General features: G+C 71.7%; 12 protein-coding genes. 8 read left to right on the top strand and 4 right to left on the bottom strand.

The features are described 5' to 3' along the window. The 5 genes from B9S61_RS30660 to B9S61_RS30640 all read left to right on the top strand — a co-directional run. A partial coding sequence (locus B9S61_RS30660; protein ID WP_146065000.1) for an FAD-dependent oxidoreductase occupies nt 1-616 on the top strand: 616 nt, incomplete at its 5' end. Then, on the top strand, nt 613-813 hold the full coding sequence (gene thiS, locus B9S61_RS30655; RefSeq protein ID WP_103545146.1) for a sulfur carrier protein ThiS: 201 nt from the start codon (nt 613-615) through the stop codon (nt 811-813). The genes B9S61_RS30660 and thiS, both read left to right, overlap by 4 nt. Nucleotides 814-815: 2 nt before the next feature. Further along, nucleotides 816-1,610 (top strand): thiazole synthase, encoded by a 795-nt coding sequence (locus tag B9S61_RS30650; RefSeq protein ID WP_103545145.1) that lies wholly within the window; start codon nt 816-818, stop codon nt 1,608-1,610. A 321-nt stretch (nt 1,611-1,931) separates the two neighbouring features. After that, nucleotides 1,932-3,866 carry a Stk1 family PASTA domain-containing Ser/Thr kinase gene (gene pknB, locus B9S61_RS30645; protein WP_103545144.1) on the top strand — a complete coding sequence of 645 codons (1,935 nt, stop codon included), beginning with the start codon at nt 1,932-1,934 and terminating at the stop codon, nt 3,864-3,866. A 47-nt stretch (nt 3,867-3,913) separates the two neighbouring features. Then, nucleotides 3,914-4,792, top strand: a complete 879-nt coding sequence (locus B9S61_RS30640) for a deoxyribonuclease IV (RefSeq protein ID WP_103545143.1) — start codon at nt 3,914-3,916, stop codon at nt 4,790-4,792. Between the two features lie 46 nt (nt 4,793-4,838). On the opposite strand, the gene B9S61_RS30635 is transcribed toward B9S61_RS30640, so the two are convergent. After that, nucleotides 4,839-5,486, bottom strand: a complete 648-nt coding sequence (locus tag B9S61_RS30635) for a sulfite oxidase-like oxidoreductase (RefSeq protein WP_103545142.1) — start codon at nt 5,484-5,486, stop codon at nt 4,839-4,841. Nucleotides 5,487-5,670: 184 nt separating this feature from the next. Here B9S61_RS30635 and bfr point away from each other — a divergent pair, with 184 nt between their 5' ends. After that, on the top strand, nt 5,671-6,189 hold the full coding sequence (gene bfr / locus B9S61_RS30630; protein ID WP_103545141.1) for a bacterioferritin: 519 nt from the start codon (nt 5,671-5,673) through the stop codon (nt 6,187-6,189). Nucleotides 6,190-6,205: 16 nt separating this feature from the next. On the opposite strand, the gene B9S61_RS30625 is transcribed toward bfr, so the two are convergent. Beyond that, complete coding sequence (locus tag B9S61_RS30625; protein ID WP_103545140.1) at nt 6,206-6,463, bottom strand: bacterioferritin-associated ferredoxin; 258 nt, start codon at nt 6,461-6,463, stop codon at nt 6,206-6,208. Nucleotides 6,464-6,625: 162 nt separating this feature from the next. After that, on the bottom strand, nt 6,626-7,981 hold the full coding sequence (locus B9S61_RS30620) for a class II 3-deoxy-7-phosphoheptulonate synthase (protein WP_103545139.1): 1,356 nt from the start codon (nt 7,979-7,981) through the stop codon (nt 6,626-6,628). A 236-nt stretch (nt 7,982-8,217) separates the two neighbouring features. On the opposite strand from B9S61_RS30620, the gene B9S61_RS43595 reads away from it, so the two are divergent. Together B9S61_RS43595 and B9S61_RS30610 are read left to right on the top strand one after the other, a co-directional pair. Continuing rightward, the gene (locus tag B9S61_RS43595) at nt 8,218-8,274 is read left to right on the top strand and encodes a trp operon leader peptide (RefSeq protein ID WP_073735655.1); all 57 of its coding nucleotides are present in this window, start codon (nt 8,218-8,220) and stop codon (nt 8,272-8,274) included. Between the two features lie 117 nt (nt 8,275-8,391). Next, entirely contained in the window at nt 8,392-10,272 is a 1,881-nt protein-coding gene (locus B9S61_RS30610) for an anthranilate synthase family protein (RefSeq protein WP_103545137.1), read from the top strand. Here B9S61_RS30610 and B9S61_RS30605 read toward each other — a convergent pair. Next, nucleotides 10,224-11,219, bottom strand: a complete 996-nt coding sequence (locus tag B9S61_RS30605; protein WP_103545136.1) for a 2-hydroxyacid dehydrogenase — start codon at nt 11,217-11,219, stop codon at nt 10,224-10,226. The genes B9S61_RS30610 and B9S61_RS30605 overlap by 49 nt on opposite strands. Nucleotides 11,220-11,403 lie beyond the last annotated feature (184 nt).

Below are 11,403 nucleotides of genomic sequence, written 5' to 3'. Positions count from 1 at the left end.
GGTCGCCGACGGCCGCGCGCGGGGCGTTCTCACCTCCGACGGCACCGAGTGGGGTGCCGGGCAGGTGGTGCTCGCCGGGGGCAGCCGCAGCGGCCGCCTCGCGGGCGTCCCGGCGGACGTACTGCCGCCCGTGCGGCCCGTGAAGGGGCAGGTGGTGCGGCTGGCGATGCCCGACCGTCCCGGCCCCTTCCTGAGCCGGACGGTACGCGCCCTCGTGCGGGGCAGCCACGTCTATCTGGTGCCGCGCGACAGCGGTGAGCTGGTGATCGGCGCGACCAGCGAGGAGATGGGCTGGGACACGACAGTGACCGCGGGGGGCGTGTACGAACTGCTGCGCGACGCCCACGAACTGGTCCCCGGCATCACCGAACTGCCGCTGACCGAGACCCTGGCGGGGCTGCGTCCCTGCTCCCCCGACAACGCCCCCCTGCTCGGCCCGACCGGACTCGATGGGCTGCTGCTGGCCACCGGCCACGGCCGCAACGGCGTCCTGCTCACACCGGTCACCGGCGACGCCCTGGCGGATGCGCTGACCACCGGTGAACTGCCGGAGGGGGCCCGCCCGTTCAGCCCCCGGCGCTTCGGCGCCGCCGTCCTCACGGAGCAGCCCGCATGAACGTCTCCGTCAACGGGGAACCCCGGGAGTTCGCTCCCGGCACGGCTCTCGACCTCGTCGTGAGGTCGCTCACCGCGGCGCCCTCCGGAGTGGCCGCCGCCCTCAACGAAACCGTCGTCCCGCGCGGGCAGTGGCCCACCACCCCCCTCGCGGAGGGGGATCGGGTCGAGGTCCTCACCGCCGTCCAAGGAGGCTGACCATGGCCGACGATCCGTTCGACCTCGGCGGTACGTCCTTCACGTCCCGTCTGATCATGGGTACGGGAGGGGCGCCGAGCCTCGATGTGCTTCAGCGGGCGCTGGTGGCGTCCGGGACGGAGCTGACGACCGTCGCGATGCGGCGGGTGGACCCCTCGGTGCACGGGTCCGTGCTGTCGGTCCTGGAGAGGCTGGGCATCCGGGTGCTGCCGAACACGGCGGGCTGCTTCACCGCCGGGGAGGCGGTGCTCACGGCGCGGCTCGCGCGGGAGGCGCTCGGCACCGATCTGGTCAAGCTGGAGGTCATCGCCGACGAGCGGACGCTGCTGCCGGACCCGGTCGAGCTGCTGGACGCGGCGGAGACGCTGGTGGACGACGGGTTCACGGTACTGCCGTACACGAACGACGATCCGGTGCTGGCGCGGAAGCTGGAGGACGTGGGGTGTGCGGCGGTCATGCCGCTGGGGTCCCCGATCGGGTCGGGGCTGGGCATTCGCAACCCGCACAACTTCGAGCTGATCGTGGAGCGGGCGGGGGTGCCGGTGATCCTCGACGCGGGGGCGGGGACGGCGTCGGACGTGGCGCTGGCGATGGAGCTGGGGTGTGCGGGGGTGATGCTGGCGTCGGCGGTGACGCGGGCGCAGGAGCCGGTGCTGATGGCTTCCGCGATGCGGGCGGCGGTGGAGGCGGGGCGGCTGGCGCGGCGCGCCGGGCGGATTCCGCGGCGGTGGTTCGCCACGGCGTCCTCCCCCGCGGAGGGCATGGCCGTGCTGGATCCGGAGCGGCCGGCGTTCTAGGTGCCGCTTGCCCTGGCCGGGCGGGGGCAGGTTCCGCTGACCGGCGCTTGCAGGGGGCCGCCGCGCCCACCCGTGCCGCCCCAGCGGCACGACTGCCCGCGGCTGGAGGGCGGGCATGTTGTGTGCGGCCGGGCGGGAACTGCCCGCGGCTGGAGGGCGGGCAGGTTGTGTGCGGCCGGGCGGGCACGCGGGCCGGCGGGAGCCACGCGCGGCCGGGGTGGGGGTGTGCGTGGGTCCGGGGGGAGAGGTGCACGTCACAGGTCCGCTGCAACAGAGGGTGGACAGGACGGGGGTGTCGGTGCGGCCTCGTAGACTCGTTGCGTGGACACGACCCTTCAGGACCCTCTGGTCGGGCAGCTGCTCGACGGCCGCTACCGCGTCGACGCGCGGATCGCGGTCGGCGGGATGGCCACGGTCTACCGGGCCGTGGACACCCGCCTCGACCGCATCCTCGCGCTCAAGGTGATGCACCCCTCCCTCGCCGCCGACGCCTCCTTCGTCGAGCGGTTCATCCGCGAGGCCAAGTCCGTCGCCCGGCTGGCCCACCCGAACGTGGTGCAGGTCTTCGACCAGGGCACCGACGGGGGGTACGTCTACCTGGCGATGGAGTACATCGCCGGCTGCACCCTGCGTGACGTGCTGCGCGAGCGCGGGGCACTCCAGCCGCGGGCCGCGCTGGACATCCTGGAGCCGGTGCTGGCCGCGCTCGGCGCCGCGCACCGGGCCGGGTTCGTGCACCGGGACATGAAGCCCGAGAACGTGCTGATAGGGGACGACGGCCGGGTCAAGGTCGCCGACTTCGGTCTGGTCCGCGCGGTGAACTCGGTGACGAACACCTCGGACACCGTGCTGGGCACGGTGTCGTACCTGGCTCCGGAGCAGATCGAGAACGGCATCGCCGACCCCCGCGTGGACGTCTACGCCTGCGGCATCCTCCTCTACGAGATGCTGACCGGCGAGAAGCCGCACGAGGGCGACTCCCCCGCGATCGTGCTCTACAAGCATCTGCACGACGACGTGCCGCCGCCGTCGGCCCTCGTGCCCGGTATGGCGTACGAGCTGGACGAGCTGGTGGCGTCGGCGACCGCGCGCGATCCCGGGGTCCGTCCGCACGACGCGGTGGCGCTGCTCGCGCGGGCCCGTGACGCGCGCGGCCGGCTCACCGGCGAGCAGCTCGACGCGATGCCCCCGCAGGCGCTGCTGCCGGAGCACGCCCACCACGACAACACGGACGACCGTACGAGCGTCATCCCGCGCGGGCTGAACGTCCCCCTCCCGCTGCCCGTCAACGAGGACGAGGCGCCGGCCCCGGCGCGTCACACCAGCCGGTTCCGGTCACCGCCGCCGCTGCCGCCCCGGCGCCGGACGGCGCTGCGGGCCGGGCCGGCGGCGATCGTCGTGGCCGTGCTGCTGGCCATCGGGCTCGGCGCGGGCGTGTGGTACATCAACTCCGGCCAGTTCACCAGGGTCCCGCCACTGCTGACGAAGACCGAGCAGGAGGCCCGGGACCGGCTGGCGGACGCCGGGCTGGACGTCGGCGGGGTGGAGGAGGCGTACAGCGACACGGTGGAGCGGGGCAAGGTGATCAGCACCGACCCGAAGGCCGGCGCCCGTATCCGGGGCAACGACTCGGTGTCGCTGGTCCTCTCCAAGGGCCCGCAGACCGTGCGGGTGCCCGACCTCGACGGCTACCCGCTGGACAAGGCCCGGTCGCTGCTCGAGGACGAGGGCCTGAAGCCGGGCATGGCCACCCGGGAGTTCAGCGACACGGTGCCGGCGGGTTCCGTGATCTCCACGGAACCGGGCAAGGGCACCAAGGTCCGCGCGGACTCCGCGGTGGCGCTGACCGTGAGCAAGGGCCGCCCGGTGGACGTGCCCGACGTGGCCGGTGACGAGCTGGAGGACGCGCGCGCCGAGCTGGAGGAGGCGGGTCTGAAGGTGGAGGTCGCCGCCGAGCGGGTCAACTCCGAGCACGACGCGGGCGAGGTGGCCCGGCAGACCCCGGCTGCCGGCCGGCAGGTCGCCGAGGGCGACACCGTGACGCTCACGCTGTCCAAGGGCCCGGAGACGGTCGAGGTGCCGGACGTGGTCGGTGACAGCGTGGACGACGCCAGGGAGCGGCTGGAGGGCGCCGGTTTCCGGGTGGAGGAGGACCGCGGACTGCTCGGCCTCTTCGGTGACACGGTCAGGAAGCAGTCCGTGGACGGCGGGGACACCGCGCCCAAGGGGTCGACGATCACCCTCCGGATCCGCTGACGGGAGGGCCGGGCGGGCGGCCCTCGCGCTCGTGTCACCCTTGACGCGTGAAGAGTCACCCGTCCGGCCCCGCCCGCAACCCGATCGGCGGCCACGTCCCCGTGGCCGGCGGCCTGCACTCCGTCGGCCTGTCCTACGCCCGTGAGCTGCGCGCCGAGACCGTGCAGGTCTTCGTCGCCAATCCGCGCGGCTGGGCCACCCCGGCGGGCAACCCGAAGCAGGACGAGGCGTTCCGCGCGGCCTGCGCGGCCGGGTCGATCCCGGCGTATGTGCACGCCCCCTATCTGATCAACTTCGGTTCCCACACCGAGGCGACCGCGGAGCGGTCGGTGGAGTCGCTGCGGCACTCCCTGCGGCGCGGCCGGGAGATCGGTGCGCTGGGCGTGGTGGTGCACACGGGAAGCGCGACCGGCGGCCGGGACCGGGCCGTCGCCCTGCGGCAGGTACGGGAGCGCCTGCTGCCGCTGCTGGACGAGCTCACCCATGACGACGACCCGTTCCTGCTGCTGGAGTCGACCGCCGGCCAGGGGTCCTCGCTGTGCTCACGGACCTGGGACTTCGGGCCGTACTTCGAGGCGCTGGACGCCCACCCGAAGCTGGGGGTCTGCCTGGACACCTGCCACGTCTTCGCCGCCGGACACGATCTGACCGGGCCGGACGGGATGCGCCGGACGCTGGATCTGCTGGTGGACACGGTCGGCGAGGGGCGGCTGAAACTGATCCACGCCAATGACTCCCTGGACGTGGTCGGCGCGCACCGGGACCGGCACGCCAACATCGGCGCCGGGCACATCGGCGAGGATCCCTTCCGGGCTCTGATGAGGCACCCGGCGACCGAGGGCGTACCGCTGGTCATCGAGACGCCCGGCGGCAAGGAGGGGCACGCGGCGGACGTGGAGCGGCTGAAGAAGCTCCGGGACTCCTGAGCGGGTCTCCGGGGCCGGACCCCGGGACGGCCGGGGGAACGCCCGGTCAGAGCTCGGGGCCCTCGCCCGGCTGTTCCTGGTAGGAGTAGCGCTGCTCCCTCCAGGGGTCACCGACGTTGTGGTACCCGCGCTCCTCCCAGAAGCCCCGGCGGTCGGCGGTCATGTACTCCACACCGCGCACCCATTTGGGGCCCTTCCAGGCGTACAGATGGGGGACGACCAGCCGCAGCGGGAAGCCGTGCTCGGCGGTCAGCAGCTCGCCGTCCTTGTGGGTGGCGAAGAGGGAGCGCGCGGACGTGAAGTCCGCGAGCCGCAGGTTGGAGCTGAATCCGTACTCCGCCCACACCATCACGTGGGTGACGTCGGGCGCGGGCGGGGCGATGTCCACGATGGTCCGCGCCGGGATCCCGCCCCACTCGGCACCCACCATGCTGAACTTGGTGACGCAGTGCAGATCGGCCACGACGGTGGCGTACGGCAGTGCCGCGAACTCCTCGTGGTTCCAGCAGTGTTTCCCACCGTCGGCGGTGGCGCCGAAGACCCGGAACTCCCAGCGCTCGGGCCGGAACCTGGGGACCGGCCCGTAGTGCGTGACCGGCCAGCCCTTCTGCAGCCGCTGCCCCGGCGGGAGCTCGTCGGAGTGCGCTCCTTCCGCTGTGCGCTCCCCCGATTCGCGTTCCGCCGGCTGACCCATGTCTCCATCCTGACAGACCGGGGGCGATACCCCTGAACCGGGCCCGGCAAAATCTGACAATCACGAACAAAACGGACTGAATATGCCCTTATTCACTAAGTCAACACTTACTGGACGATCTTTCGCGCCCGGTGCAATCATGCGCCCCAACCTGCCGGTCCTCCGCGCGGAAGGAGCCCATGCGATGCAGGGCGACCCCGAGGTCATCGAATTCCTGAACGAGCAGCTGACCGCCGAACTCACGGCGATCAACCAGTACTTCCTGCATTCGAAGCTGCAGGACCACAAGGGCTGGACGAAACTCGCCCAGTACACGCGCGCCGAGTCCTTCGACGAGATGCGCCACGCGGAGGTGCTCACCGACCGCATCCTGCTGCTCGACGGCCTGCCGAACTACCAGCGCCTGTTCCACGTCCGGGTCGGGCAGACGGTCACCGAGATGTTCCAGGCCGACCGGGAGGTCGAGCTCGAGGCGATCGACCGGCTGCGCCGCGGGGTGGAGGTCATGCGCAACAAAAACGACATCACCTCGGCCAACATCTTCGAGGCGATCCTGGCCGACGAGGAGCACCACATCGACTACCTGGACACCCAGCTGGAGCTGATCGAGAAGCTGGGCGAGGCGCTCTACCTGTCGACGGTCATCGAGCAGTCCCAGCCCGACGCGTCGGGCCCGGGAACCGGCGGCTTCTCGACGCGGTAGCCCGAGCGGGCGAAGCCTAGGCGGCTTCCGGGATCTCCGCGGCGAGCGGAGAGCTGACCGGCGGCTCCGCCGTGAGCGGCTGTCCGCCCTGGTCGATCACCTGCCGGCGGGGGCAGGAGCCGCGGCCGAGCAGCGCCTGGATGCGCCGCACACAGCCGCCGCAGTCGGTGCCGGCCTTGCAGGCGGAGGCGATCTGCCGGGGCGTGCAGGCACCGGCCTCCGCGTGTCCCTTCACCTGTTCCTCGGTCACGCCGAAGCAGCTGCAGACGAACACGCGGGTCACCTCCCGACGGAGTACTGGGTCGAGCCGAACCGACCCCTGACCGGTGAGGCCAACCTAACCTTACCTGCCACCCGGAGGCCACAAAAGAGAGGTGGGGCGCGATCCGATGTGATACGCGCCCCACCTCTTCCGCCGAGTCACCGGCGCGTCCCGCTACTGGTCGCGGTACATCTCCGCGACGAGAAACGCCAGGTCAAGAGACTGGCTGCGGTTGAGCCGGGGGTCGCAGGCCGTCTCGTAGCGCTGGTGCAGGTCGTCGACGAAGATCTCGTCGCCGCCGCCCACGCACTCGGTGACGTCGTCACCCGTGAGCTCCACGTGGATGCCGCCCGGGTGGGTGCCGAGTTCCTTGTGGACCTCGAAGAAGCCCTTCACCTCGTCGAGCACGTCGTCGAAACGGCGGGTCTTGTGACCGGAGGCCGCCTCGTAGGTGTTGCCGTGCATCGGGTCGGTGATCCAGGCGACGGTGGCGCCGGACGCGGTGACCTTCTCGACCAGTTCGGGGAGCTTGTCGCGGATCTTGTCCGCGCCCAGCCGGACGATGAAGGTCAGCCGGCCGGGCTCACGCTCCGGGTCGAGACGCTCGATGTACTGCAGCGCCTCCTCGGCCGTCGTGCTCGGGCCGAGCTTGACGCCGATCGGGTTGCGGATCTGCGAGGCGAACTCGATGTGCGCGTGGTCCAGCTGCCGGGTGCGCTCACCGATCCACACCATGTGCGCGGAGACGTCGTACAGCCGTCCGGTGCGGGAGTCGACGCGGGTCAGCGCCGACTCGTAGTCCATCAGCAGCGCCTCGTGCGAGGAGAAGAACTCGACGGTCTTGAACTCCTCCGGCTCCGCGCCGCAGGCCTGCATGAAGTTCAGCGCCTGGTCGATCTCGCGGGCGAGCTGCTCGTAGCGCTGGCCGGACGGGGACGACTTCACGAAGTCCTGGTTCCAGGCGTGCACCTGCCGCAGGTCGGCGTAGCCGCCGGTGGTGAAGGCGCGCACCAGGTTCAGCGTGGACGCCGACGCGTGGTACATGCGCTTCAGCCGCTCGGGGTCCGGGATCCGGGCCTTCTCGGTGAAGTCGAAGCCGTTGACGGAGTCGCCCCGGTAGGTGGGCAGCGTCGCCCCGTCGCGGGTCTCGGTCGGCTTGGAGCGCGGCTTGGAGTACTGGCCGGCGATCCGCCCGACCTTCACCACGGGCACCGACGCGGCGTACGTGAGTACGGCGCCCATCTGCAGGAGCGTCTTCAACTTCGCCCGGATGTGCTCGGCGGACACCGCATCGAAGGATTCGGCGCAGTCACCGCCCTGGAGCAGAAACGCCTCACCTCGCGCAACGGAAGCCATGCGCGCACGCAGCTGGTCGCACTCGCCGGCGAACACCAGCGGGGGATACGTTTCGAGCTCGGCGATCACATCGCGCAGAGCCTCGGCATCCGGGTACTCGGGCTGCTGCGCCGCGGGCAGGTTTCGCCAGGTCGCCTGAGCGGCGACGCTTTGAGAATCAGCGTTCACGGTCACGCGCCCAACATTACGCGGTCGGTTCGGGTGTCTTTCGCCGCGCTCATCCTGTGAGACGGCTTCGTCCGGCCGGTCGGGGCCGGACGGAAGCCGACATCCCCGCGTCGGCGGGGAGCAGACTGCGCCCGTCTGAAGCAGCGTCTTCAGCTTGGGACCATCCCCGCGTCTGCGGGGAACGTCATGGTAACGACGCTGGGCCACACACGGCACGGGCCACATCGTGTAGCGTGCCTGCCATGTTCGCGCACTCGACCCGTAACTGGTGGTGGACCGCTCACCCGGCGGCCCACTGACTGCGCGTACGCACAGACTTCGCGAAGGCCGCCCGGGGGGCGGCCTTCGGTGTTTTCCGGGGTCGTTCCTCCGACGCTCATGACTGACACGACTGAGACGGAACGAGGAACCCGACCATGGACCTGTCACAGCTCCCCCACGACGACCGCCCCTTCGCCCTGCTGCGCCGCCGCACCCCGGGCCACGACCACGAGGTGGTCGAGCTGCTGATCGGCCCGGTCGGCACGCGTGAGCACCTGGCCGACCTCCCCGACGAGGGCCTGGCGCTCGTTCCCTTCCGGCAGATCCGCGAGCGCGGCTTCGACGTGCGCGACGACGGCACCCCGCTGCTGGTGCTGACGCCCGAGGAGCGCCACGAGATCCCCCTCGCGAAGGCCCTCGACCGGCTCCCCGCGCACGACGTCCGCGTCGAGGGCGGCCGCTTCGACGTCGGCGACGAGGAGTACGCGGAGATCGTCGGACGGGTCCTCGACGAGGAGATCGGGCGGGGCGAGGGCGCCAACTTCGTGATCCGGCGGACGTACGAGGGTGAGATCCCCGGGTTCGGGCGGGCCGACGCGCTGGCACTGTTCCGGCGCCTGCTGGAGGGCGAGCGGGGCGCGTACTGGACGTTCGTCGTCCACACCGGGGACCGGACGCTGGTCGGGGCCAGCCCCGAGGTGCATGTCAGAGCCTCCGGCGGGACGGTCGTGATGAACCCGATCAGCGGGACCTACCGCTACCCGGACGGGGGGCCGACCCCTGAGCACCTGCTGGAGTTCCTCGCCGACGGAAAGGAGATCGAGGAGCTGTCGATGGTCGTCGACGAGGAGCTCAAGATGATGTGCACCGTCGGCGACATGGGCGGCGTCGTGATCGGCCCCCGCCTGAAGGAGATGGCACACCTCGCGCACACCGAGTACGAACTGCGCGGCCGGTCCTCGCTGGACGTGCGCGAGGTGCTCAGGGAGACCATGTTCGCGGCGACCGTCACCGGCTCCCCGGTGCAGAACGCCTGCCGGGTCATCGAACGCCACGAGGTCGGCGGACGCCGTTACTACGCGGGCGCGCTGGCCCTGATCGGCCGCGACGAGGGCGGCGCCCAGACCCTCGACTCCCCCATCCTCATCCGTACCGCCGACATCGACGCGGCCGGGCGACTGCGGGTGCCGGTCGGGGCCACGCTGGTGCGCGGCTCGGACCCGGCGGGCGAGGTGGCGGAGACCCACGCCAAGGCGGCCGGGGTGCTGGCCGCGCTGGGGGTGCGTCCCGGGCGCCCGCGCGAGGAGTCCGTACGGCCGGGGCTGGCCGACGACCCGCGGGTGCGGGCGGCGCTGGACGGGCGCCGGTCCTCGCTGGCGCCGTTCTGGCTGCGGATGCAGGAGCGGTCGGACGCCCTCCCCGGCCACGCCCTGGTGGTCGACGGGGAGGACACCTTCACCGCGATGCTCGCCCATGTGCTGCGCGCCGCCGGACTGGACGTGACCGTACGCCGGTACGACGAGCCGGGACTGCGGGAGACGGTCCTGGCGCACGGGGGCCCGCTGGTACTGGGACCCGGTCCGGGCGACCCCTCCGACACGGAGGACCCGAAGATGCGGTTCCTGCGCGCGCTGACCGCCGACGTCGTCCGGGAGAACCGGCACGGCGTCCTCGGTGTCTGTCTCGGCCACGAGCTGATCGCGGCCGAGCTGGGCCTGGAGATCGTACGCAAGGAGGTCCCGTACCAGGGGGCGCAGACGGAGATCGACCTGTTCGGACGGCCGGAGACGGTCGGCTTCTACAACAGTTTCGTGGCGCACTGCGACGACGACACCGCGCGGGAGCTGGCCGGGCACGGTGTCGAGGTGAGCCGCACGGCCGGCGGCGAGGTGCACGCGCTGCGGGGGCCCGGCTTCGCCGGGGTGCAGTTCCATCCCGAGTCGGTGCTGACCCTGAACGGCGCGGCGGTGGTGCGGGAGCTGATGGGTCAGCTCCGCGGCACCAGCACGTTCTCGGAGCGCCGGCCCGCGGTGTAGTCGAGGACGTTGTTCACGGTGGTATCGACGATCTGTCCGACGGCGTCCTCGGTGTAGTACGCCTGGTGGGAGGTGACCAGCACGTTGGGGAAGGTGACGAGGCGGGCCAGGGTGTCGTCGTCGACGGCCTCCAGGGACTTGTCGAGGAAGAACAGGCCCGCCTCCGCCTCGTACACGTCCAGGCCGACGCCCGTGAAGCGGCCCGCGCGCAGCTCGGTGACGAGCGCCGCGGTGTCGATGAGGCCGCCGCGGCTGGAGTTCACCAGGATCGCGTCGTCGCGCATCGTCTTCAGGGCGTCGGCGTCGATGAGGTGCTGGGTCGCCGGGAGCAGCGGGACGTGCAGGCTGATCAGGTCGGACGCGGCGAGGAGTTGCTCCTTGGGGACGTAGGTCAAGCCGAGTTCCCGGCAGGCGGGGTTCTCGGCGACGTCCCAGCCGAGCAGCCGCATGCCGAAGCCGTGGGCGATGCGGGCGAACGCCTCGCCGATCTTCCCGGTGCCGACGATGCCGGCGGTGCGGCCGTGCAGGTCGCGGCCCATCAGCCCGTCGAGCCGGAAGTCGAAGTCGCGGGTGCGGGTGGAGGCGCGGACGATCCGGCGGTTGACGGCCATGGCGAGCGTCCAGGCGAACTCGGCGACCGAGTACGGGGAGTAGTACGAGACCCGGGCGACCGTCAGGCCGAGGCGTTCGGCGACCTCCAGGTCGACGTTGTTGAAGCCGGTGGAGCGCTGGGCGATCATCCGGGTGCCGCCGGCGGCGAGGCCGGAGAGCACCTCGGCGCCCAGGTCGCAGTTGACGCTGGTGGAGATGATCTCGTGGCCGGCGGCGATGGGCGCGGTGTCGGTGTTGAGGAAGACGTCCACTCCGCGCACCGGGTGGTGGCCCGCGAAGGCCCGCTCGACCAGGGGCTTCTCGTCCGCCTGCACACCGAACGCCAGAATCTCCACGGGGTCCCTCCGGGGGTTGGGCCGACTTTACTGCCGTGCCGGCGAATATACGGGGCGGGGAGGGGGTGTGCCTGGGCCGAACGGGGTAGGGCTCGGTGTTTGCGCGCGCCCGGCGTCGAGGCGGGGCGGGGGGTGTTGCGCAGCCCGGCGCTTGCGGGGTGCCGTCGCGCCCACCCGTGCCGCC

Source organism: Streptomyces sp. SM1, from assembly GCF_002910825.1.
GTDB lineage: Bacteria > Actinomycetota > Actinomycetes > Streptomycetales > Streptomycetaceae > Streptomyces > Streptomyces okerensis.
The sequence above is the reverse complement of the archived record's forward strand: the minus strand, read 5'-3'. Positions and strand labels throughout refer to the sequence as shown.